This is a genomic window from Actinomycetospora cinnamomea, from assembly GCF_003096675.1.
GTDB classification, from domain to species: domain Bacteria; phylum Actinomycetota; class Actinomycetes; order Mycobacteriales; family Pseudonocardiaceae; genus Actinomycetospora; species Actinomycetospora cinnamomea.
This window is the reverse complement of record NZ_QEKW01000004.1, coordinates 152,143-174,248: the sequence shown is the minus strand read 5'-3', so window position 1 is coordinate 174,248 and position 22,106 is coordinate 152,143. Positions and strand designations below refer to the sequence as shown.

The window sequence follows — 22,106 nt, the reverse complement described above, 5'->3', positions numbered from 1 at the left end:
CGTCGTGTCCGTTCGGCGAACGCCGTGCTCACTCAGCGCAGGGAACCGGCGCGGCGCCGTTCGCCAGACGTCCCGATGGGGTATACACCTGGACCTTCGTCACACCCGTGCGGCCGCACCTACGACGGCCGCACGACCCACGTCGGGCCGCGCCTGGACGCCGTCCACCCCGTCGTGGTGGTCCGCCGGGGGGAGTGGATGGACGGACGAGCACACCCGACCCACGGGCACCGCCACGACGGTGTCCCCGAGTACCTGGTGGTCGTGGTCGACACCGCGGGACGATTCCGCGACGCCTACGGGCCCTACGGTCTCGCCGCGGCCCGCCGCGAGGCCGCACGACGTCGACACGCCCTGTGGGAGGCCGGTGAGCAGGCCGCGGACGTGCGCATCGCGCGCCACCACGCGGTCGCCGTGCCCCGTCCCCGGGGACCGGTGCCCGACACCGACCTCTGAGGGCGGTCGAGGACCGCCGGAATCGCCCTCCTAGGGTGAAACCGTGCGAATCGGACGGCGAGCGCGGGCCGCCCTGGACGTGACCCGAGGCGCGGCGATCGGTGTGGTCGAGACCGTCCCGGGCGTCAGCCGGCCACGATGGCCCTCGTCGTCGGGGTCTACGAGCGGCTCCTCCTCGCCGCGGGGCACCTCGTGGACGTCGTGCGTGGCCTCCCCGACATCCTGCGCGGACGGGGTGACGCGCGCAGCCGCCAGGCCTGGCGTCGCGTCGAGTGGGGCCTGCTCGTGGCGATCCTCGCGGGCATGGTGGTAGCCCTGCTGACGGCCTCCCGCGCCCTGCCGCCGCTGCTCGAGCGCCACCCCGTGGGCACGAACGCGCTCTTCCTCGGGATGATCGTCGCCTCGGTGCTGGTCCCGGCCCTGACCCTCGGCCGGCCCCGCAGCCTCGGGGAGTGGACGGCGATCCCCGTGGCCGCGGTCGCGACGTGGTGGCTCACCGGGCTGCCGAGCCCGGGGGACACCGGCGCGCCGTCGCTGTGGCTGGTCGCGCTCGTGGCGTCGGCTGCGGTGTCCGCGCTGGTGCTGCCCGGTCTCAGCGGGTCGTTCCTGCTCCTCGTGCTGGGGCTCTACGAGCCGACGCTGCGCGCCGTCGCCGAGGCCGACCTGCCCTACGTCGCGGCCTTCGCCGGCGGCGCCGTCGTGGGGCTCGCGTCGTTCGTGTCGTTGCTCCGCTGGCTGATGCGCGAGCACCGCCGCGCGCTGATGGCGGTCGTCATCGGCGTGCTGCTCGGCTCGCTGCGGGCGTTGTGGCCGTGGCAGGACGCCGAGCGCGGCCTGCTCGCCCCGGATGCCGCCGGCGCCGCGATGATCCCGGTCGCGCTCGTGGGCGCCGCCGTGGTGGCCGCGCTGGCGCTGCTCCAGCACCGCCAGGACCGGCGGGCGCTCGCCCCCGACGACCTCGGCCGCCCGCCGACGTGCCGGCGTTCATGAGGAACCCTCGACGAACCGGACGACCTCGGCGGTGTAGAGATCGGTCCCGGTGTCCACGGCCCCATGCCCCTGCCCGGGCATGACCACGACCCGCGAGTCCGGCAGCGCCCCGTCCACGGCCTCGACGGCCGTCCGATACCCGGGCGGGCTCTCGCTCCCGCTCAGCAGCAGCGTCGGTACCGTGAGTTCCCGGAACCGCTCCGGCTCGAAACGGTACGTCGTGACCGCGCGCAGCTCCCGCGGCACCGTGTGCGCCGCCGCCACGCGGGCTCGCCACGCGGGCTGGAGCCGCATGGCGTCCACCACCTCCGGCGGCTGTCCTGCGACCTCACGCGCGGTGGTCGCCACCACCCCGTCCCGGTCTCCCGCCTGTAGCAACCTCTCGAGCCGCTCGATGACCTCGCGAGGATAGATCTCGGTCCCCGCCCCCTCCAACGAGGGCTCGTAGAGCGCCAACGTGCGGACGTTGCGGCTGCGCAAGGCGCCCTCGAGGGCGCACAGCGCTCCGTACGAGTGGCCGACCAGGTTCACCGGCTCCGCGAGCGAGTCCACCACGGCGGCCACGTCCTCGAACTCCCGCGCGATCGCGAAGTCCTCGGCGTCGCCGCTGCCGCCCCGACCGCGACGGTCGACGGCGTGAACCGTGTAGCGCTGCTCGAACGCCGGCAGGACGGGAGCCCACCTGCTGTGGTCGGAGGCCGTCCCGTGCACCAGCACGAGCGGCGGCCCGGCGCCGCTCCGCCAGGAGGCGATCGGCGTGCCGTCAGCGGAGACGACCTCTCCCCGGATCACGACGCGGGCCTCGCCAACTCGGATGCCATCGCGGATCCGCGATGGGCGGATAGCCTGCGGGCGGTTTCTCGAACCGCGTGACCGGGGGAGTCGATGCCGGGATGACGGCCGGGTGGTCGGTGCCGACACGGGACGACGTCCTGGGGTACTTCGACACGCTGTCGAACTGGGGGCGGTGGGGCGACGACGACGAGCTCGGCACGCTGAACCACGTCACCGACGACGTGCGGCGGGCGGCGGCGCGGGTCGTGCGCCACGGCAGGAGCGTGTCGTGCGCCTGGGAGATCGCCGTGCCGGGCGAGATGGAGCGGTCGACGACGACGTGTCCCTGCGCCGCCGACATGCCGGGCGCCGAGGACATGCCGGTGCCCGAGTTCCCCCACGACCGCCGCTGGGGCTTCTCGTCCGAGCGGCTCGGCCTCACCTTCCACGGCAACACCGTCACGCACATCGACTCGCCGTGCCACATCTTCTGGGACGGCGCGATGTACAACGGGCGGCCGCACTCGCTGGTCGACGCCGCCACCGGCTCGGCGTGGGCGGCCGTGACGGCGGCCGCGAACGGGATCCTCACGCGGGGTGTCCTGCTGGACGTCGCGAGGGTCCGCGACGTGCCGTGGCTGGAACCGGGGCAGGGGGTGTTCCCCGACGACCTCGAGGAGGCCGAGCGTCGCCAGGGTGTCCGGGTGCGGGCCGGGGACGCCGTGTTCCTGCGGACCGGCCGTGGCCGCGCCCGCCACGAGGCCGGGGCGGCGCCCGGTGTCGCGCAGGCCGGCTGGCACGCGTCCTGCCTGCCGTGGCTGCACGAACGGCAGGTCGCGCTGATCGGCGCCGACACCCCGCAGGACGTCCAGCCGTCGGGGTACGAGGGCGTGCTGATGCCGATCCACGCCGTGGGCCTCGTCGCGATGGGGCTGTGGCTGCTCGACAACTGCGACCTGGAGGGGTGCGCGACGACGGCCGCCGAGCTCGGCCAGTGGGACTTCCACCTCGCCGTGGCGCCGATCCGCTTCGCCGGTACGTCCGGCAGCCCCGTCAACCCGATCGCCACGTTCTGACCGGAGCGGATCAGGCGATGTGCCGTCCGGAGATGGCGCGGGCGATGACGAGTTGCTGGATCTGCTCGGTGCCCTCGAAGATGTCGTAGATCTTCGAATCGCGGTGCATGCGCTCGACGGGGTGCTCGCGGGAGTAGCCCGCGCCGCCGAGGATCTGGATGGCGCGCTCGGTGGCCCACACCGCGACACGGCCGGCCTTGAGCTTGGACATCGAGCCCTCGCCGGCCTCGAACGCCACGCCGTTGCGCCCCATCCACGCCGCGCGCCACACCAGCATGCGCGCCGCGTCGATCTCGGTCTTCATGTCCGCCAGCGTGAACGCGATCGACTGGTTGTCGATGATCGGACGCCCGAAGGTGACGCGCTCCTTCGCGTAGTCCAGCGCGTACTCGTAGGCGGCGCGGGCGATGCCGATGGCCTGGGAGCCCACGGTGGGCCGCGAGAGCTCGAAGGTCTGCATGGCCGCCGAGCCCTTGGACTTCACGCCCTCGCGGGCGCGCGCGAGCCGCTCGTCGAGTTTCTCCTTGCCGCCGAGCAGGCAGGAGCCGGGGACCTTGACGTCGTCGAGGAAGACGTCGGCGGTGTGCGACGCGCGCAGGCCCATCTTCTTGATCTTGCGGGTGGACTCGAGCCCGGGTGTGGCCGGTGGGACGACGAACGCGGCCTGCCCCCGGGAGCCCAGCGACGGGTCGACGACGGCCTGCACGACGTGGATGTTCGCGATGCCGCCGTTGGTCGCCCAGGCCTTGGCGCCGGTGAGCGTCCACTCGTCCTTGGCCTCGTCGTAGGTCGCGCGGGTGCGCATGGCCGAGACGTCCGAGCCGGACTCCGGCTCCGAGGAGCAGAACGCCGCCACCTTCGGGTCGCCCGCGTCGCCGTAGCACTGCGGGATGAACTCGACCATCTGCTCGGGCGTGCCCGAGGCGAAGATGCCGGCGACGGCGAGGGTGGTGCCGAAGATGGCCATCCCGATGCCGCCGTCGCCCCAGAACAGCTCCTCGTTGACGATCGGCAGGGACAGGCCCGTCTCGTCGCCCCAGAAGCTGGCGAGGGTCTCGAAGTTGTACAGCTCGATCTTGGCGGCCTCCTGGAGGACCGGCCAGGGGGTCTCCTCGCGCTCGTCCCACTCGGCGGCCGCGGGCCGGATGACCTCGGCGGCGAACCCGTGGGCCCAGTCGCGCAGGTCGGTGTGCTCCTCGGACAGTTCCATGGAGAAGGTCATCGCGGGGCTCCCCTCACGCCGACGGGATCGTGAACATCTTCTGCAGCGCGGTCGCGAAGCCGATGTCGCCCGAGACCTTGATCTTGCGCGTCATGAAGAGGGTCACCGGCGAGGCGTTGTTGGTGACGATCTTGAGGAACTGCACGCCGTCCATGGACAGCTCCGTCCGCGGCTCCTCGGTGAGCTGCTCGGACACCTCGCAGGTGCCGTGCTGCATGGCGGTCTGGTAGCTGTCCTGGTCCCCGCCCGGCCTCCCGGTGACGTGCCAGTGCACGACCTGGCGCTTCGCGCTCGATCCCTTCGAGGAGTAGAACTCCGCCATCCGCCCGAAGATGGCGTCGAGCACCGGCCGGCGGACGTCGGAGGACATGACGGCCTCGAGCTGGCCCCTGCCGGTGCTCTTGACCAGCCGCGCGAACAGGGAGGGGTCGATGCTCGTCCCCCCGCCGTCCGCGAGGCCGTCGCGCAGGGCGCCGACCAGCTCGTCCTCGGACAACGACTTCGGGTCGACGCTGCGACCCAGCTCGTTGACGTCGATCTTCTCGGGCACGGGCTCACTCCGGCGTGGTTCGGCGATGGCGCGAGATGTGTCAGGTACTGGCGGTCCCGCCAATGCGGGCTACTTTACGCATCGGTAGTTAGGGTGCAAGCGTGACCTCCGAGACGCCCCGCCGGCGCCTGGCCCCCGAGGTGCGGCGCCGGCAGGTGCTCGACGCGGCCGTGGCGGTGTTCTCGGAGGAGGGCTTCCACGGCGCGTCGATGGAGGCCGTGGCCGCGCGGGCGGGCGTGAGCAAGCCGCTGGTCTACGCGCACGGCGGCAGCAAGGAGGAGCTCTTCGCGGCCTGCCTGCACCGGGAGGCCGATCGGCTGCTGCGCTCGGTGCAGTCGGCGGCCGGGGAGCCCGGCGACGAGCCGCTCGTGCGCCTGCGCCGGGCCCTGCGCGCGTTCTTCCACGCCCTGACCAGCCGCCGCGACGGCTGGACCGTGCTCTGGCGCCAGGCCTCCACGGGCCCGTTCGCCGGCGAGGTCGACGCGCTGCGCCGACGCATCGTCGACCAGGCCGCGGACCTCGTCGCCGGCGGGCTCGGGCTGCCGCGCGGCGCCGTCGTGCCCTACGCCCACACCCTCGTGGGCGCCGCCGAGGGGCTCGCGCAGTGGTGGCTGACCAGCGACGACGCCCTCGACCGGACCGATCCGGCGGACGCGCTCGCCGACATGCTCGTCGGGGTCGTCGGCCCGGGGCTCGCGGCGCTGACCGACACGATCGCGCCGTCTACGGCTGTCTCCGACCAGCGCTAGAGAACGCTAGAGAGCCCGAGGCACGGGCCCCCACCTCAGGCCTGGGAGCCGCCGTAGGTCGCGGGTGGTGGGGCCGGGGGTGCGCCCGCCGGTTCGTCGCGCAGCGGCGTGGTCCAGTCCTGGCGCCCGAAGTAGAACAGCCCGGACACGACCGCGAGGAGGAAGAGCACGGCCATGACGATCGTCCAGGGCCAGGGGCCGAACGCGGCGATCACCGGCATCGCGGCCGCGGTCAGGAGGCCGCCGCCGAAGAACGGCTCGAAGAGCAGCTGCTTGTAGCCGAAGGCCTCGAAGGCGGGCGTCCGGCCGTCCGGGTCGGCGATGCGCATGAGGATGAGGCCGGTCGCCGTGACCCCCATGGACTGCCCGAAGTCGCCGATGCCGCGCTCGAGCCAGTACTGCGGGATGGTGCGCGGGACGAGGAGCATGAGGATGACGACGTTGAAGAGCACGCCCGCCCCGGCGAGGACGAGGAACGGGCCGAGGTTGGCGGCGATCGCCTGCAGGGACAGCGTCGCGAGGGCGCTCACGATGAGGACGTCGAGCGCGAGGCCCTGGATGCGCAGCATCATCGCGTCGTTGAGGATGTGCTCGTTGCCGGTCCGGTCGAGCACGAACTGGACGAGGACGCCGCCGAGCATCGCCAGCGGGAACAGCGGCACGTACTCGAAGAGCTCGAAGCTCTCCGCCCACAGCGCCTGCTCGAGGGCCTGCAGCCCCGCCAGGATGCCGTAGCCGATCATCACGGCCAGCGCGATGAAGCCGAAGTGCAGCGCGAGCGGCTCGATCGACGCCGGCCGGGTCGTCATGATCGCCGCCGGGTACTGCTCGTCGCGCCGGAAGAGGCCCTTCTGCTCCTCGACCGACTGGGTCAGGCCGCCCTTGAGCACCGTGGTCCGGCCGGTGCGGACCGCCCAGTTGATCACCCCGACGCCGATGACGATGCCGCTGACGATGCCGACCGTCGCCATCCCGAGGGCCAGGTCGGCCCCGTCGGGGAACCCGAGCTCGCCGAACACCGAACCGAGACCGGCCGCGGTGCCGTGGCCCCCCTCGAAACCGATCTCGATGAGCGCACCGGACAGCGGCGAGATCCCGAAGACGGGGACCAGCAGCAGGATGGCGAGCAGCATGCCCACGACGTACTGGCCTGCGCCGAACGCCACCCCGACCGACATCTGGGGGCCGACCAGCTTCGCCGCGCGGATCGGGTTGGGCAACGAGTGACCGAGGAACAGCGCCGCGAACACGATGCTGATGAGCAGCCCGGGCAGCTCGGACCACACCTCGAGCACCGGCGCGGTGAACAGCCCGCCCTCGGCCAGCGCGTCGGAGCCGAGGGCCGACACGATGCGGCCGAGGACCTGCGGACCCAGCAGCAGCGCCAGGAAGCCGCCGATGATCGCGGCGGGCAGGAACAGGGTCTGCGCGAGCTTGACGCGGACCCGGATCCACTTGGCGACGAGGAGGACCGCGCCCAGGAGGAGCAGCGCGAACCCGATGACGTCGGCGCTCATGGAAGCCCCCCGGGAGATCGGCGACGGATCCCGGTGAGCGTGGGAGAGGCGGGCAGGACGGACAAGACCGGCAGCGCCCGGCGGCGCGGATCGACACGCAACCGTCAGGCGGGCGGGCGATGTCGCCGTCCCCGCGACACGCCGATGACCTTTTCTCGCGAGGTATCGGGTCGGCGCTAGAGACGCCCATACGCTGCGAGGCGGACGTGCGGAGCGACCGGGAGGTGGGCATGGACCCCGTCCGGAACCCCTATGCCCCCGGCGCCGGCCAGCGCCCGCCCGAGCTGGCCGGTCGCGACCGGGAGGTCGACGCCTTCGACGTCGTGCTCGAACGGGTGGCGCGCGGGCGTCCGGAGCGCAGCCTCGTGCTCACGGGCCTGCGCGGGGTCGGCAAGACGGTGCTGCTCGGGGAGCTGCGGTCGATGGCGGTCCGCGCGGGCTGGGGCGCGGGGAAGCTCGAGGCACGCCCGGACGCCGCCCTGCGCCGCCCGCTCGCGGCCGCCATGCACCGCGCGGTGCGTGACCTGGCGGTCCACCACCGCGCCCCCGACCGCGTGGAGGAGACCCTCGGCGTGCTCAAGGCGTTCGCGCTCAAGGCCGCCCCGTCCGACGCCAAGCTCAAGGACCGCTGGCAGCCCGGCATCGACGTGCCCGTGCGCAACGGCCGGGCGGACTCCGGCGACATAGAGATCGATCTCGTCGAGCTGTTCGGGGTGTGCGCCGAGCTCGCCGCCGACGTCGGCGTGGGCATCGCGCTGCTGATCGACGAGATGCAGGACCTGCAGATCGACGACGTGTCCGCGCTCTGCGCGGCCTGCCACGAGCTCTCGCAGTCGGGCGCGCCGCTGGTGGTGGTCGGCGCCGGGCTCCCGCACCTGCCCGCGGTGCTCAGCGCGTCGAAGTCGTACTCCGAGCGGCTGTTCCGCTACGTCATGATCGGGCAGCTGGACCGCGCCGACGCCGACCTCGCGCTGACCGTGCCGGCCAAGCGGGAGGACGCCGAGCTCACGCCGGCGGCCCTCGACGCGCTCTACGAGGTCTCCGGGGGCTACCCCTACTTCGTGCAGGCCTACGGCAAGGCCGCCTGGGACGCCGCGGTGCAGAGCCCGATCGACGCCGAGGACGTGCGCGTGGCCGCCCCGGAGGCGAGCGCCGAGCTGGCGGTCGGCTTCTTCGGGTCGCGCTACGAGCGGGCCACCCCCGCCGAGCGCGAGTACCTGCAGGGCATGGCCGAGCTCGCCGAGGGACGCGACGAGCCGGTGACCACCTCGGCGCTCGCCCGGCACCTCGGCCGCAAACCCTCGTCGCTCTCGCCGGCGCGCGACAGCCTGCTGCGCAAGGGCCTGGTGTTCTCCGCCGAGCGCGGCTGGATCGCGTTCACGGTCCCGCACTTCGGCCGGTTCCTGCTCGGACGCGACTGAATGAGCCTTCACTAGGCCGGACGAGTGAACTGCAGGAGGGCCGGTAACGTGCCCTCCCGGGTCGCCGACATCCCCGGCGAGCCCCGTGGCGCTGCCGGACCCCCGACCTGGCAGGGCCACGGGGCGTTCCACGTTCCAGGCCTCCCGACGGCTCGTCAGCGGCGTGTGAAGCACCGCTGGCCCGCCGACCGGACCCGACGCGGCTGCCCCGTACGATCCCGCCGTGTCGGATCCCAGGCTGGAGATCCAGATGCTCCACGACCGCGTGATGGTCGCCCCCGTCCAGGGCGAGGGCGAGCGGCGCAGCAGCGGGGGCATCGTCATCCCGGCGACCGCCCAGCCCGCCAAGCGGCTCGTGTGGGGCGAGGTGTTCGGGACCGGGCAGCACGTCCGCAGCGTCGCGGTGGGGGACCGGGTGCTCTACGGCCAGGACGACCACTTCGAGGTCGACGTCTCCGGGCGCACCTTCGTCGTCCTCCGGGAGCGCGACCTGCACGCGGTCGCCAGCGCGACCACCGAGCCGACGCGGAGTTCGAGCGGGACGGGACTGTACCTGTGACCTCACCCGGCGGGCCGACGCCCGAGGAGACCACCGTGGACACCGACGCGCCGCAGGGCGCCGAGGCCCACGACGAGCCCACCCGCACCATGACCGGCGAGGCGGGGCCGGAGCACGACGTCGAGCGCACCGAGTGGATCCCCGTGACCGACCAGGACCGTGGACACACCGCCGACGGGTCCCCCGACGGGTCCCCGGGCCGGCGTCGCCCGGTGCTCATCGGCGCGGCCGTCGTCGGCCTGCTCGCCGTGCTCTACGTCGGCGACCTGCTGTTCTCCTCGACCGCCGTGCCCCGCGGGGTCACCGTCGCCGGCGTCGAGATCGGCGGGATGGGCAAGCCCGAGGCCGAGCAGACGCTGCGCACCGAGCTCGCCTCCCGCGTCGAGCGCCCCGTGACCCTGCAGGCCGGGTCGAACACCGCGACCATCGACCCGCAGGCGGCCGGTCTCGAGCTCGACGTCGAGGGCACGATCGCCGAGGCGGGCGAGCAGCCGTTCAACCCCTGGACGCGCGTCACCTCCCTCTTCACCACGCGCGAGATCGCGCCGGTCACCCGGGTCAACGCCTTCGCGCTCGGCCAGGCTCTCGACGGGGCCCGCCCGCAGCTCGACCGCCCGGCCGTCGAGGGCACCGTGCGCTTCGAGGGCGTCGAGCCCGTCGCCGTGCCGTCGGTGCCCGGGCAGGCCGTGGACGGGCCGGGCGCGGCGCGTGCGGTGACCGAGCACTGGCTCGATCCGACCCCGGTCGCCCTCCCGGTCGTCGAGGCACCGGTCACCGTCACCGCCGAGGGCATCCAGGAGGCCATCGACCAGGTGGCCCGGCCGGCCGTCGCCGGCCCCGTGACCGTCGTCGGCGACGCGAAGAACGCCACGATCACCACCCGGGCGATCACGACCTTCCTCGTGTTCCGTCCCGACGGGCAGGGCGGGCTGGTCCCCGCGATCGACGAGCCCGCCGCCATCGCCGCCGTCGAGCCCCAGCTCGCGACCACCGAGGCCGAGCCCCGGGACGCCACCCTGCAGTTCTCGGGGACCCAGGCCACCGTCGTGCCGGCGGTGGTCGGCCGCGAGATCGACTGGGCGCGCACGTTCAGCGGGCTCGTCGAGGCGCTCGGGCGCCCGGCCGGCGAGCCGGCGCCACCGGTGTTCACCCCGCCGCCCGCCGCGCCCGGTGCCGAGCCGGCGTCGCCGCCGCCCGCGTCGGGCCGCGCGATCAACGCCGTCTACACCACCACCCAGCCCGAGGTGACCACCGAGCAGCTGCAGGCGCTCGGCCCGGCCGAGATCATCGGGGAGTTCACCACGCGCGGCTTCAAGCCCGACTCGGGCCAGAACATCCGCCGCATCGCCGAGATCGTCAACGGCAAGGTCATCGCCCCGAACTCGGTGTTCAGCCTCAACGCGGCCACCAGCCCCCGCAACGAGGCGAACGGCTTCGTCCCCGCCGGGATCATCGACGACGGCGCCCCCGGCCGCGGCGTCGGCGGCGGGGTCTCCCAGTTCGCGACCACGCTGTACAACGCGGGGTACTTCGCCGGGCTCGACGACGTCGAGCACAAGGAGCACAGCTACTACATCAGCCGGTACCCCGCCGGCCGCGAGGCCACGGTGTTCGAGGGCTCCATCGACCTGCGCCTCGGCAACGACGGGCCCGCGCCGGTGTACATCCGCACCCAGTGGACGCCGTCGGCGATCACGGTGCAGCTCTACGGGATCAAGCGCTACGACGTCACCTCCGAGCAGGGCCCGCGGACCAACCAGACCCCGCCCGGCACGCGCGACCTCGGCGGCGACCCGGAGTGCTCGCCGTCGCAGGGCTCGGAGGGCTTCACGATCACCGACACCCGGGTGCTGCGGGACGTGCGTACCGGCGAGGTCCGCCGGGAACCACGCACCGTGCGCTACGAGCCCCAGCCGACCGTCACCTGCAACGGGTGAGCACCTCGTCGGAGTCCTCCGACCGCACCGCGGACGCCGGTGAGACCGTCTCCCGCGCAGCGGACCGCGCCCGCAGCGAGCTCTCCGGGCTCGGTCGCTCGGGCGAGGGCGAGGCGCCCGCGCGGGGCGTGGAGCTCCTCGGGCGCGTCGGGCTGGTCGGCTACGGCCTCGTGCACGTGCTGATAGGCCTGATCGCGGTGCAGGTCGCGGTGCACGGCGGCGGGCAGGCCGACCAGCAGGGCGCGCTGGCCGCCATCGCCGGCGAGCCGTTCGGGTTCGTCGCGATCATCGCGGTCGTCGTCGGCCTGGTGGCCTTCGCGATCTGGCAGGGCCTGGCGGCGGCCACCGGCTTCCGCTGGACCTCGGGCGGCGAGCGGGTGCGCAAGCGGGTCGGCGCGGGCGCCAAGACGATCGCCGTGCTCGGTGTCGCCGTCGTCGGCGTGCGCCTGCTTGTCACCGGCTCGTCCGGCTCGAGCGCCGGGGGGTCGCAGCAGACGACGGCCGGGCTGCTCGCGCTGCCCGGAGGGCAGGTGCTCGTCGGCCTCATCGGCCTCGTCGTCATCGTCGTCGCGGCCGCCACCGGCTACACCGGCATCGCCCGCAACTTCTCCGACGACCTCGATTACTCCCGCCTGCCCGACCGGTGGCGCCGGCCCGTCGAGCTCCTCGGCGTCGTCGGGCACGTGGCGCGGGCGGTGGCGTTCGCGGTCGTCGGTGTGCTGTTCGGCCTCGCGGCGCTGCGGGCCGACCCGGCGCAGGCGAGCGGGCTCGACGGGGCGCTCAAGACGCTCGCCGGCCAGCCCTACGGCGTGGTGCTGCTGATCCTGGTGGCGCTGGGATTCGCGGCCTTCGGCGTCTTCACCCTCGCGGAGGCACGGGCACGCCGGATCTGACGCGGTCGCGCAGCGCGATCGCGTCGAACGGGGCGTGCACCTTGACGTCGTTGTCGAAGTAGACGACGACGTCGCGGCCCTGCGGGGCCTGCGGCGGCGGGTCGTCGGGGGCGGCCGTGTCCTCCGTGACCGGTGCGTCGCCGGCCGCCCAGGCGCGGATGCGCGCCGCCCAGTCGTCGAGCGCCGTGGGCGAGTAGCCGCTCGCGTAGAGCTCGGTGTCGCCGTGCAGGCGCACGTAGACGAGGTCGCTGGTCACGTCGTCGAGGCGCGGGAACGTGCCCGCCGTGTCCGCGACGACCGACGCGACGCCGTGCCGACGCAGCTGCGCGACGAAGGCCGGATCGCGGAAGCTGGGGTGGCGCACCTCGAGCGCGTGGCGCAGCGGGCGCTCGGCGTCGGTCTCCGTCCAGGACTCGGGGACCTGGTCGCCGTGGGCGCCGGCGAGCGCGGCGGCGGCCGTGGTGGTGTGCGGCAGCTGGTCGAGGAAGCCCTCGAGGCGTTCCGGGTCGTAGCGCAGGTTCGGCGGGAGCTGCCAGAGCACCGGTCCCAGTTTCGCGCCCAGGGCGAGGAGCCCGGAGGCGAAGAAGTTCGCCAGCGCCTCCTCGACACCGCGGAGCTTCTTCATGTGGGTGACGAAGCGCCCGCCCTTGACGGCGAAGACGAAGTCGTCGGGCGTGCGGTCGGCCCACGTGCGGTAGCTCGACGCGCGCTGCAGCGAGTAGAAGGAGCCGTTGATCTCGACGGTGTCGAGACGCTCGGCGAGGTAGGTCAGCTCACGGCGTTGCACCAGGCCCTCGGGGTAGAACACCCGCCGCCATGGCGGGTAGATCCACCCCGAGGTCCCGATCCGCACGCTCATGTGAGTGGAGTTCCCGGCTACGGCCGTGACTTTCGCTCACGTACGGGTCAGAAGGCTGCCACGGCGAGCTCCATGATCGAGTTCTCGGCGCCCTCGACGATGGCCTTGCGGGCCGTCAGCTCCGGGAGCACGGTGCGGGCGAAGAAGCGCGCCACGGCGATCTTGCCCTCGTAGAAGTGCTGGTCGCGCCCCGCGGTGCCGGCGTCGAGCACCTGGCCCGCCACCTCGGCCTGGCGCAGCAGCAGCCAGCCGACGAGCAGGTCGCCCACGCTCATGAGGAACCGGACGGCGTGCTGTCCGACCTTGTAGAGGTTGGTGATCTCCTCCTGCGCGGAGGTCAGGTAGCCCACCATGCTGCCGAGCATCGCCTGGACGTCGGCGAGCGCGGTGGCCAGCAGGGCGCGTTCCTCCTTGAGCCGCCCGTTCCCGGCCCCACCCATGTCACCGGCGTCGAGGAAAGCCTGGACCTGGCCGGCGACGTGCATCAGCGCCTGGCCGTTGTCCCGGACGATCTTGCGGAAGAAGAAGTCCTGCGCCTGGATCGCCGTGGTGCCCTCGTACAGCGAGTCGATCTTCGCGTCGCGGATGTACTGCTCGAGGGGGTAGTCCTGCAGGTACCCCGAGCCGCCGAGCGTCTGCAAGGAGTGGATCAGCTGCTCGGACGCGCGCTCCGATCCGACGCCCTTGACGATCGGCAGCAGCAGGTCGTTGACCTTCTCGGCCAGCGCGACGTCCTCGGCGGACACCGGGCCGCCGAGGACGTCGCCCTCCGGCGCCTCACCGAAGCGCACGACGTCCTGGTAGGTCGAGGTGAAGGTGTACACGGCGCGCAGGCCCTCGGCGTAGGCCTTCTGCAGCATGAGGCTGCGGCGCACGTCGGGGTGGTTGGTGATCGGGACGCGCGGGGCGGTCTTGTTGGCCTGCTGGGTCAGGTCGGCGCCCTGGATGCGCTCCTTGGCGTACTCGAGCGCGTTGAGGTAGCCCGTCGAGAGGGTGCCGATGGCCTTGGTGCCGACCATCATCCGCGCGTACTCGATGACTTGGAACATCTGCGCGATGCCGTCGTGCACGTCGCCGAGCAGCCAGCCGATCGCAGGGGTGCCGTGGGCGCCGAACGTCACCTCGCAGGTGGCCGACGCGTTGAGGCCCATCTTGTGCTCGACGTTGGTGACGAAGGCGCCGTTGCGCTCGCCCGGCTCACCCGTCCGCGGGTCGAAGTGGAACTTGGGGACGAGGAACAGCGAGAGGCCCTTCGTGCCCGGCTTCGCGCCCTCGGGGCGGGCGAGCACGAGGTGCATGATGTTCTCGTTGAGGTCGCCGGCATCGCCCGAGGTGATGAAGCGCTTGACGCCCTCGATCGACCAGGTGCCGTCGCCGTTGTCGCGGGCCTTGGTGCGCCCGGCGCCCACGTCGGAGCCCGCGTCGGGCTCGGTGAGCACCATCGTGGCGCCCCAGCCGCGGTCGACCATGAGCTGCGCCCAGTGCTTCTGCTGCTCGGTGCCGTTGCGGTGGACGACCGAGGCGAAGTTCGGGCCGGCCATGTACATGAACACCGGTCCGTTGGCGCCCAGGATCATCTCGCCGGCGGCCCACTGGACCGAGGGCGGCACGCCCATGCCGCCGATCGCGTTGTCGGCCGACAGCCGCCACCACTCGCCGTCCCACATCGCGCGGTAGGACTTCTTGATGCCCTCGTCGAGGTGGGCGGTGTGGGTCTCGGGGTCGAAGCGGACCGGGTTGCGGTCGCCCGATGCGTAGGAGTCGGCCAACGGCCCCTCGGCCATCGACGCGACCTCGCCCAGCAGCGCGCGGGCGGTCTCCTCGTCGGCGTCGGCGAAGGGACCGGAGCCGAACCGGTCCTGCACGCGGAAGACCTCGAAGAGGTTGAACTCGATGTCGCGGACGTTCGCCCGGTAGTGGCCCATGCCGCCTCGCTCCTGTTCACCACGGCGCGGCCGGAGACTTCTACCGGCCGGTAACCGGAGCCTATTACCCAGGGGTAACCCTGTCGAGGTCGCTCCGGTGGTGTTCCTGCGTGGGAGACTCGCTCCCCACCGGCGCGACTGCGGAGGGTGGTCGGGCGGGGTGCGCGGGGTGGCGCTCCGCGTCGAGGAGGAGCGCGTGGCAGGCGCACGGCGGACGGGCTGGTCGGCCGACCTGCGCACGCGCCTGGCGGGCGTGGACCCCGGGCTCGTCCGTCTGCGCCTGGCGTCGATCGCCGTGGCCGCGATGGCCCTGGCCGTCGTCGTGGTGGCCCTGCTGCGGGCCGCGCTGGACCCCGCCGAGCCGGTCACCGTCCTGCTCTTCGCGGGCGTGCTCGCGATGGTGTCCAACCTCGCGGTCAACGAGCCGGACCTGCCGCGGCGCCGCGTGACCACCGCGCTCATGGTGCTGCCGGCGACCGCGAGCACGGTCGTCGGCGCCCTCCTCGCGCCGCACCGGATCCCGGCGGCGGTGGCGTTCGTGCTGGTCATGGTGGTCGCGGTGTGGGTGCGCCGGTACGGCCCGCGAGGGTTCGCGCTGGGCATGGCCGGGTTCATGCCGTTCTTCTTCACCCAGTTCCTGCAGGTCGCGCCCGGCCAGGTCCCGTGGCTGCTCGTGGCCGCGGTCGTCGGGATCGGCGCGACCCTGCTGCTGCGGGGGGTCGTCTTCGCCGAGCGCCCGGAGCGGACGCTGCGCCGCCTGGTCGCCGCGTTCCGGGCGCGGGCGCACGCCGTCGTCGACGCCACCGACGACGTGCTCGCCGCGATCGCCGAGGGCGGGCCGGACGAGCGCACGCTGGAGTCGGGACGGCGCGCCCGCGCGCGCCTGCAGGAGGTGGCGCTGCTCGTCGAGGACACGCTCGAGCAGACGACGGCGGGACGCGTCTGGCCGGGCCTCGACGACGACGTGCTCGCCCTGCGTGTGGCCGACGCCGAGCTCGCCCTGGAGCGGCTGTCGGTCGCCGCGCGACGCCTCGCCCTGCCACCCGCGGGGGGTCCGCGGTCGCTGGACCCCGTGGCGATCGCCGCCCTGCGCACCGGCCTGCGCCACCTGGGCGCCGCGCTCGAGGCCGGGCGCGGGCACGCGGCCGTCCTCGAGGCGACGGCGGACGCGCGGGCCGCGGTCGCCGGCCTCGTCGCCGACACCCGCGCCGGTGGCGAGCGAGTGCAACGCACGGCGTTCGCGGTGCGCCGGGTCGCCGATGCGATCCACCACGCCCAGCTGGACGCCCCGGCACGGCGCGACGGCGGGGTGTCGCCGGACACCTTCACCCCGTACCGGCCCGCGCCGGACCCCCCGCGGGCCCAGCACACCGACCAGGCCCAGCACACCGACCAGGCCCAGCACACGGACCAGGCCGAGGCGCCTGCCGAGGACGACGTCGGCCCGGGGCACGACACGGACCGGCCGCGCGGGATCGCGCTGAGCACGCGACAGGCCGCGCAGGTGGGCGTGGCGGCGACGCTCGCGATCGTCGTCGGGGAGCTCGTCGCCCCCTCGCGCTGGTACTGGGCGGTCATCACCGCGTTCGTCGTCTTCGCCGGCACGAACAGCCGGGGCGACCTGCTCACCCGCGGCTGGGGTCGCATCGTCGGCACGGTCGGCGGCGTCGCCGCGGGCATGGGCCTCGCCGCGCTCGTCGGGGACGACCGGGTGCTCTCGATCGTCCTGCTCGCCGCCTGCGTCTTCGTGGCCCTCTACCTGGTGCGCGTGTCACCGGCGATGCTGGCCTTCGGCATCACGGCCGTGCTCGCGCTGGTGTACGGCCTCATCGGCCAGTTCAGCGTCGAGGTGCTGGTGCTGCGCGTCGAGGAGACGATCGTCGGCGCGCTCGCCAGCATCCTGGCGGCGTTCCTCGTCCTCCCGCGCGGCACCCGCGAGGCGTTCGGGGAGGCGGTGGGCGAGCTCGTCGACGCCATGGACCGCGTGCTGCGCGAGACCACCGACCGGCTGGTCGGCCGGCGGGCGACGGGGCCGGCGCGCGAGGCCGTCCGGGCGATGGACGACGCGCTGACCACGCTGCGCCAGCGCGCCCGACCGCTGACCGACCCCGTCGTCCGCCGGCGCGCCCGCTCGAGCCACCAGCGGGGCCTGCGGGTGCTCGTCGTGTGTGACGTCTACGCGCGCTCGCTGGCCCGCACCGCCGAAGGGCTCCCCGCCGACCCGGGGTGGGCCGCGTCGCTCGACCCGGCGGCCGACCGGGTGCGCGCCAACCTCGACGGGCTGCGCGACGTGCTCGTCCGCGGGCGCCGCGCCTCCGACGGCGGGCGGGTACGCGCCCACTCCGCGGAGGACCTGGTGGACGCCGCCGAGGAGTACGCCGCGCGGGTCACCGACGACCGGCGGACGGCCATGCTCGCGGCGGTGCGCCTGCTGCGGCGCATCGACCAGGCCGTCGTCGGACTGGCCGTCGACCTGGGCGCCGCCGACGACCCCGACGACGACCCCGACGACGATCAGTCGCCGAGCACCTCGGCGAGCTCGGGCGTGGCGAACACCCGCTCGGGGTCGTAGTCGTCGCGGACCCGGCGGAAGTCGGGCAGGCGCGGGTAGGCGCGCGCGGTGTCCTCGACGGTCCAGTCGGAGCGCGAGGCCCAGTGCGGGCGGCCCCCGTGGTCGCGCAGCACCCGCCACGCGCGTTCGAGGACCGGCGCGTGGTCGGTGCCGCGCGGCACCCGCACGGCCACCCAGCCCGTCGCCCGGTCGTGCGCCGGGTGCAGCCACCCGGACTCGGGCGCGCCCACGCGCAGGCGCACCGGCAGCCCGACCTCCAGCCCGTCGTCGGCGAGCGCGGCGAGCAGCTCGCGAGCGCCGGCGGCCAGAGCGGCGCGCGGCAGCGCCCACTCGGTCTGCTCGAAGCGCACCGCGGGCGGGCTGGAGAGCACCCGGTACATCGGCCCGGTCGCCGACACCGTCCGCGCGAGCCGCGACACCGCGCGGTTGAAGCGCGGCACGAGGCGGGGCAGGGCGCGCTCGACGACGACCGCGCCGCCCAGCGCGGTGCGGCCGGTGGCGCCGGCGACGGTGACGCCGAGGCTGCGCTCACGGGCCTCGTCGGCCTCGGCGGCGTCCTCGGTGTCGTCATCGGGATCGTGGGCGAGCAGCGGGTCGGCCCAGCGCGTCAGCGCGGTGGGCGCGGAGGGAAAGACGGCGGCCTCGGCGACGGGGTGGGCGTCCCAGAACCCGTCGTCGAGCACCTCGTCCACCGGCCTCGGCGCCCGGGTGACCCGCACCCGCCCGGCGGGGACCACGGCCAGCTCCGCCTCGAGCACGACCCCGAGGGCGCCGAGCGAGGTGCGGGCCGCGTCGAGGTCCGCGGGCGCGACGTCGCGCAGGCGGCCCTTGCCGTCGACGAGGCGCAGGCCGACCACGGCGGCCGAGAGCGAACCGAGCGCGGCCCCGCTGCCGTGCATGCCGACGGCCAGCGCGCCACCGACGGTGGGCGCGGCGAGCTCCAGCGGCGCCTCCAGGGCGAGGTCCCGCGTCGCGAGCTCGGAGTGCAGCTCGCCGAGGGTGGTGCCGGCGCGGACCCGGACGGTGGGGCGCCCGGAGCGCGCGCCGATCGCGGTGACGCCGCGGAACGCGGAGAGGTCGACGTGGACGCCGTCGGTGACGGCCAGCGCGCTGAACGAGTGGCCCGCGCCGACGGGTCGGACGGCCTGGCCCCGCTCCGCGGCACGCCGCACCACGCCGGAGACACCGCTGTCGTCCAGCGGGCGCACCGTCGCGGTCGGCCGGCACTGCAGGCCTCCGGACCAGTTCGTCCACACGGCCGCCACCCTAGGGGCTCGGGATGCGTTCGCCAGACAGGTGCGCGGGGACCGTCCGCCCGGCAGCACCGTGCGGACGGTTCCCGACGGCCTCAGGAGGCCAGCGCGCCGATCGCGACGTCGACGCCGTCGACCACGTTGCGGCGGACCTTGTCCCCGGCGTCACGGAACTTGTCCCCCGCGCCGTCGTTGCTGCTGGTCAGCTCGCTGGTGCGCTCGGCGAGCTTGCGCGCCGCGCGGCGGCCCCGCCAGCCCAGCGACGGCTTGCCCTCGGTGTCCACGGCGGCCAGCACGAGGCCGCCGAGGATGGCGACGTTCTTGAGGAACTGCTGCTGCTCGCCGGCCTTCTCGGTCGGGTCGGACTTCTCCCAGAAGGGGTGCCCGGCGATGGTCGTCGGGATGACGCTCGCGGCCAGCGCCAGCGAGGCCACCCGCGGGAACTTGTTGATGGCCAGCAGCGTCCCGGCCGCGACCTTGACGCCGGCGTCGATGCGCACCAGCTCGCTCGGTTCGGACGGGATCTGGTCGGGCAGTTGCGGCGAGGCCTTCTCGATCAGCGGTGAGGCCTTCTGCACGCGCGGCTCGGGGTTGAGCAGGGTGTCGACCCCGCCCTTGATGAAGATGGCGGCCAGCATGGGCCGGGCGAGACGGCGGATGAGCACGGGGGCGACCTCCACGGGCGCGACTGACGACGGCGGCGGACCCGGGCCCGGCGGCCATCTGGAGCACCGTCGGGGCCGCGCGGGGGACGCAGCATAGCCCTGCCGCCACGATCCCCGGGGTCGCGCTCGCCCGGAGCGCGAGCCGCCCCCGGGTGTGGGGGCGGCCCGTCGATCCATACCCGACGAGCGGCTCAGCGACGCAGCGCGTGCCGCCCGGTGCGTACCTCCTCGCGGCGCCAGGTGTGGCGTCCGCCCTCGCGGTCGGCCTCGCGCGGGGTCTCGCCGGCGCTGCCCAGCGGCCGACGCCGGCGCTCGGCGCGGCGGCGCAGCTCGTCCTCGGGGGACTCGGCGAACTCGGGCGCGACGGGCGGGGGCGGCACGGTGGGGACCTCGCGCAGGCCCCGCCCCCGGCCACCGTCCTGGACGGGCAGCGGGCCGGAGCCGGGGTGCGGCTCGGGCACGGCCACCGCCTCCCGGTCACGCCGGGCGGGGCGACGCGTCACGCGCCGGGACCGGTCGACGGTCAGCTCGTGGAAGATCGGCGTCGGGTCCCCGCGGTCACCCACGCGGTCGTCGTACCCGCGGTCCAGGGTCGCCAGCGCCCGGTCGCCGACGGCGGACAGGTCGCGCCGCGCCCGCTCGTCGTCGCCGCCCCGCGCACGCAGCGCCCCGATCCCCGCGCCCGGCCGCTCCAGCGGCGAGGGCTCGTCCCACACCCACGTGCCGTACGCGTCGAGGCGCCAACCGCCACCCCCGCTCGCTGCCGCACCGGACCCCAGGTCGTCACGCCACACCCACACGTTCCTCAGACCTCCCCGACTGCTGATCCTCCAGCCCGAGCGCGCACACCACCGAACGGCGCATCGACGTCGAGCGTCTGGTCTCCTCAACGGCAGGAACTCCCGGCGACTTGGGCCCCCCGATCCGGCGACACGGCCTTTCATGCGCGACACGCCGACGAATCCCCCGCCCGTGTGTCACCCCTGAGGGGTGTCGGACCTCGTGAGCGTCCGGTCCTGCGCCGCGCGCCGGGTCGGGCCACGATCGGCACGTGCGATGCGTGGTCACCGGAGCGACGGGTTACATCGGCGGGCGCCTCGCGCCACGCCTGGCCGCGGAGGGCCACGAGGTGCGCTGCGTGGTCCGCACACCGGAGAAGATGCGCGACGTCCCGTGGGCGGCGCAGGTCGAGATCGTGCGCGGGGACGTGCTCGACGAGGAGTCGATGCGCCGGGCCTGCCAGGGCGCCGACGTCCTCTTCTACCTCGTGCACTCGCTGTCCGAGAGCGGCTTCGCCGCCGTCGACCGGCAGGCCGCGATGATCAGCGCGCAGGCCGCCCGCGAGGCCGGCGTGTCGCGCATCGTCTACCTCGGCGGCATGCACCCCGAGGGCCTCGACCACACCGAGCTCTCCGAGCACCTGGCCTCGCGCGCCGAGGTCGGCGAGATCTTCCTGCGCTCCGGCGTCCCGACGGTCGTGCTGCAGGCCGCGGTGATCCTCGGGTCGGGGTCGGCGAGCTTCGAGATGCTGCGCTACCTCACCGAGCGCCTGCCGGTGATGCTGACGCCGTCGTGGGTCCACCACCGCGTGCAGCCGATCGCCATCCGCGACGTCCTGCACTACCTGGTCCGCGCCGTCACCGTGCCGCCCGAGGTCAACCGCACCTTCGACATCGGCGGGCCGGACGTGCTGACCTACCTGCAGATGATGGAGGGCTTCGCCGAGGTCGCGGAGCTCCCGCCGCGCACGATGCTGCCGGTGCCCGTGCTGACCCCGCGCCTGTCCTCGCACTGGGTCAACCTCGTGACCCCGGTGCCGCGCTCCACCGCCGTGCCGCTGATCGACTCACTGATCCACGAGGTCGTCGCGCACGAGCACGACATCGACCGGTTCATCCCGCCGCCCGAGGGCGGGCTCACCGACTTCCGCGGCGCGGTCACCCTGGCCCTCCAGCGCATCCGCAACGGCCAGGTCGAGACGCGCTGGTCCGGGGCGAACGCGAGCTACGCGCCCGCCGACCCGCTGCCCTCGGACCCCTCCTGGGCCGGCGGGAGCGTCTACACCGACATCCGCGAGCGCCCGTCGACCGCGTCGGTCGAGCAGGTGTGGCACGTCGTCACCGGCATCGGGGGGGAGCGCGGCTGGTACTCGTTCCCGCTGGGCTGGTGGGCGCGCGGCGTCCTGGACCGGCTCGCCGGCGGCGTCGGCCTGCGGCGGGGGCGGCGTGACGCTGACTCGCTGAAGGTCGGCGACGCGCTCGACTGGTGGCGCGTCGAGGAGTGCGTCGACGAGCACGCACCCGGTGACGTCCGCGCCGGTCTCGACCTCGCCGAGGGGGAGCGGCTGCTGCGGCTGCGCGCCGAGATGAAGGCACCCGGCCTCGCCTGGCTGGAGCTGCGCGTCGCGCCGGCGGGCACCGGCTCGCGCTACCGGCAGCGAGCCATCTTCTTCCCGCACGGGTTGGCCGGGCACGCCTACTGGTGGGTGATCGCGCCGTTCCACGTGCTCGTCTTCGGCGGCATGGAGCGCCGCATCGTCGCCGCTGCCGAGCGTGTGGAGCGCGGCGAGGACCCGGACCCGCCCAGCGGGGCCCTGGCGCGCCTGCGCGACCGCCGCACGCGGCGCGACGCCGAGCGCGCCCGCCCCGCGGTCGTGAGGTGCGCTCCGCGCACGTGAGCACTTCGGCG

Annotated in this window: 19 protein-coding genes; 10 read left to right on the top strand and 9 right to left on the bottom strand. The window is 74.2% G+C overall.

Annotated features, from left to right (window positions below; translation table 11 throughout):
* Nucleotides 1-198: 198 nt before the first annotated feature.
* Together C8D89_RS10020 and C8D89_RS10015 are read left to right on the top strand one after the other, a co-directional pair.
* A complete protein-coding gene (locus C8D89_RS10020; RefSeq protein ID WP_133251864.1) occupies nt 199-456 on the top strand; it encodes a hypothetical protein in 258 nt (85 codons plus the stop codon).
* A 138-nt stretch (nt 457-594) separates the two neighbouring features.
* Nucleotides 595-1,446 carry a DUF368 domain-containing protein gene (locus C8D89_RS10015; protein ID WP_116707974.1) on the top strand — a complete coding sequence of 284 codons (852 nt, stop codon included), beginning with the start codon at nt 595-597 and terminating at the stop codon, nt 1,444-1,446.
* Here the strand turns inward: C8D89_RS10015 and C8D89_RS10010 are convergent.
* A complete protein-coding gene (locus tag C8D89_RS10010; RefSeq protein ID WP_165825625.1) occupies nt 1,441-2,238 on the bottom strand; it encodes an alpha/beta fold hydrolase in 798 nt (265 codons plus the stop codon). The two genes, C8D89_RS10015 and C8D89_RS10010, sit on opposite strands and share 6 nt — an antisense overlap.
* 101 nt (nt 2,239-2,339) lie before the next feature.
* Here C8D89_RS10010 and C8D89_RS10005 point away from each other — a divergent pair, with 101 nt between their 5' ends.
* Nucleotides 2,340-3,296 (top strand): cyclase family protein, encoded by a 957-nt coding sequence (locus C8D89_RS10005; RefSeq protein ID WP_243417989.1) that lies wholly within the window; start codon nt 2,340-2,342, stop codon nt 3,294-3,296.
* A gap of 10 nt (nt 3,297-3,306) precedes the next feature.
* On the opposite strand, the gene C8D89_RS10000 is transcribed toward C8D89_RS10005, so the two are convergent.
* Nucleotides 3,307-4,518 (bottom strand): acyl-CoA dehydrogenase family protein, encoded by a 1,212-nt coding sequence (locus C8D89_RS10000; protein ID WP_116707973.1) that lies wholly within the window; start codon nt 4,516-4,518, stop codon nt 3,307-3,309.
* 13 nt (nt 4,519-4,531) lie between these two features.
* Nucleotides 4,532-5,068, bottom strand: a complete 537-nt coding sequence (locus C8D89_RS09995) for an SCP2 sterol-binding domain-containing protein (RefSeq protein WP_116707972.1) — start codon at nt 5,066-5,068, stop codon at nt 4,532-4,534.
* 101 nt (nt 5,069-5,169) lie between these two features.
* On the opposite strand from C8D89_RS09995, the gene C8D89_RS09990 reads away from it, so the two are divergent.
* Complete coding sequence (locus C8D89_RS09990; RefSeq protein ID WP_116707971.1) at nt 5,170-5,817, top strand: TetR/AcrR family transcriptional regulator; 648 nt, start codon at nt 5,170-5,172, stop codon at nt 5,815-5,817.
* Between the two features lie 35 nt (nt 5,818-5,852).
* On the opposite strand, the gene C8D89_RS09985 is transcribed toward C8D89_RS09990, so the two are convergent.
* A complete protein-coding gene (locus C8D89_RS09985; RefSeq protein ID WP_207787152.1) occupies nt 5,853-7,334 on the bottom strand; it encodes a sodium/glutamate symporter in 1,482 nt (493 codons plus the stop codon).
* A gap of 230 nt (nt 7,335-7,564) precedes the next feature.
* Here C8D89_RS09985 and C8D89_RS09980 point away from each other — a divergent pair, with 230 nt between their 5' ends.
* The 4 genes from C8D89_RS09980 (at nt 7,565) to C8D89_RS09965 (ending at nt 12,144) form a co-directional block, all read left to right on the top strand.
* Nucleotides 7,565-8,755, top strand: a complete 1,191-nt coding sequence (locus C8D89_RS09980) for an ATP-binding protein (protein ID WP_116707970.1) — start codon at nt 7,565-7,567, stop codon at nt 8,753-8,755.
* Nucleotides 8,756-8,978: 223 nt separating this feature from the next.
* A complete protein-coding gene (locus tag C8D89_RS09975; protein WP_116707969.1) occupies nt 8,979-9,314 on the top strand; it encodes a GroES family chaperonin in 336 nt (111 codons plus the stop codon).
* 35 nt (nt 9,315-9,349) lie between these two features.
* Nucleotides 9,350-11,251: a VanW family protein gene (locus C8D89_RS09970; protein ID WP_243417988.1), complete on the top strand. Its 1,902-nt coding sequence runs from the start codon at nt 9,350-9,352 to the stop codon at nt 11,249-11,251.
* Nucleotides 11,248-12,144, top strand: coding sequence for a DUF1206 domain-containing protein (locus C8D89_RS09965; protein WP_165825624.1), 897 nt, complete (start codon nt 11,248-11,250; stop codon nt 12,142-12,144). The genes C8D89_RS09970 and C8D89_RS09965 overlap by 4 nt, the downstream gene beginning before the upstream one ends.
* Here C8D89_RS09965 and C8D89_RS09960 read toward each other — a convergent pair.
* Both C8D89_RS09960 and C8D89_RS09955 read right to left on the bottom strand, forming a co-directional pair.
* Nucleotides 12,110-13,003 carry a DUF72 domain-containing protein gene (locus tag C8D89_RS09960; protein ID WP_116707967.1) on the bottom strand — a complete coding sequence of 298 codons (894 nt, stop codon included), beginning with the start codon at nt 13,001-13,003 and terminating at the stop codon, nt 12,110-12,112. The two genes, C8D89_RS09965 and C8D89_RS09960, sit on opposite strands and share 35 nt — an antisense overlap.
* Nucleotides 13,004-13,050: 47 nt before the next feature.
* Nucleotides 13,051-14,928, bottom strand: a complete 1,878-nt coding sequence (locus C8D89_RS09955; protein WP_116707966.1) for an acyl-CoA dehydrogenase — start codon at nt 14,926-14,928, stop codon at nt 13,051-13,053.
* 196 nt (nt 14,929-15,124) lie between these two features.
* Here C8D89_RS09955 and C8D89_RS09950 point away from each other — a divergent pair, with 196 nt between their 5' ends.
* Nucleotides 15,125-17,500, top strand: coding sequence for an FUSC family protein (locus C8D89_RS09950; protein ID WP_133251863.1), 2,376 nt, complete (start codon nt 15,125-15,127; stop codon nt 17,498-17,500).
* On the opposite strand, the gene C8D89_RS09945 is transcribed toward C8D89_RS09950, so the two are convergent.
* The 3 genes from C8D89_RS09945 to C8D89_RS09935 form a co-directional block, all read right to left on the bottom strand.
* Nucleotides 17,443-18,756 (bottom strand): D-arabinono-1,4-lactone oxidase, encoded by a 1,314-nt coding sequence (locus C8D89_RS09945; protein WP_165825623.1) that lies wholly within the window; start codon nt 18,754-18,756, stop codon nt 17,443-17,445. The genes C8D89_RS09950 and C8D89_RS09945 overlap by 58 nt on opposite strands.
* 92 nt (nt 18,757-18,848) lie before the next feature.
* Entirely contained in the window at nt 18,849-19,433 is a 585-nt protein-coding gene (locus tag C8D89_RS09940) for a DoxX family protein (protein WP_341477316.1), read from the bottom strand.
* A 176-nt stretch (nt 19,434-19,609) separates the two neighbouring features.
* Entirely contained in the window at nt 19,610-20,212 is a 603-nt protein-coding gene (locus tag C8D89_RS09935) for a hypothetical protein (protein WP_133251862.1), read from the bottom strand.
* Between the two features lie 257 nt (nt 20,213-20,469).
* On the opposite strand from C8D89_RS09935, the gene C8D89_RS09930 reads away from it, so the two are divergent.
* The gene (locus C8D89_RS09930) at nt 20,470-22,095 is read left to right on the top strand and encodes an SDR family oxidoreductase (protein WP_116707962.1); all 1,626 of its coding nucleotides are present in this window, start codon (nt 20,470-20,472) and stop codon (nt 22,093-22,095) included.
* Nucleotides 22,096-22,106 lie beyond the last annotated feature (11 nt).

Coding starts and splice junctions, on each gene's coding strand:
- C8D89_RS10000 (WP_116707973.1), bottom strand. CDS start 4,518: ATGACCTTCTCCATGGAACTGTCCGAGGAGCACACCGACCTGCGCGAC.
- C8D89_RS10015 (WP_116707974.1), top strand. CDS start 595: ATGGCCCTCGTCGTCGGGGTCTACGAGCGGCTCCTCCTCGCCGCGGGG.
- C8D89_RS10005 (WP_243417989.1), top strand. CDS start 2,340: ATGACGGCCGGGTGGTCGGTGCCGACACGGGACGACGTCCTGGGGTAC.
- C8D89_RS10020 (WP_133251864.1), top strand. CDS start 199: ATGGACGGACGAGCACACCCGACCCACGGGCACCGCCACGACGGTGTC.
- C8D89_RS09955 (WP_116707966.1), bottom strand. CDS start 14,928: ATGGGCCACTACCGGGCGAACGTCCGCGACATCGAGTTCAACCTCTTC.
- C8D89_RS09980 (WP_116707970.1), top strand. CDS start 7,565: ATGGACCCCGTCCGGAACCCCTATGCCCCCGGCGCCGGCCAGCGCCCG.
- C8D89_RS09985 (WP_207787152.1), bottom strand. CDS start 7,334: ATGAGCGCCGACGTCATCGGGTTCGCGCTGCTCCTCCTGGGCGCGGTC.
- C8D89_RS09960 (WP_116707967.1), bottom strand. CDS start 13,003: ATGAGCGTGCGGATCGGGACCTCGGGGTGGATCTACCCGCCATGGCGG.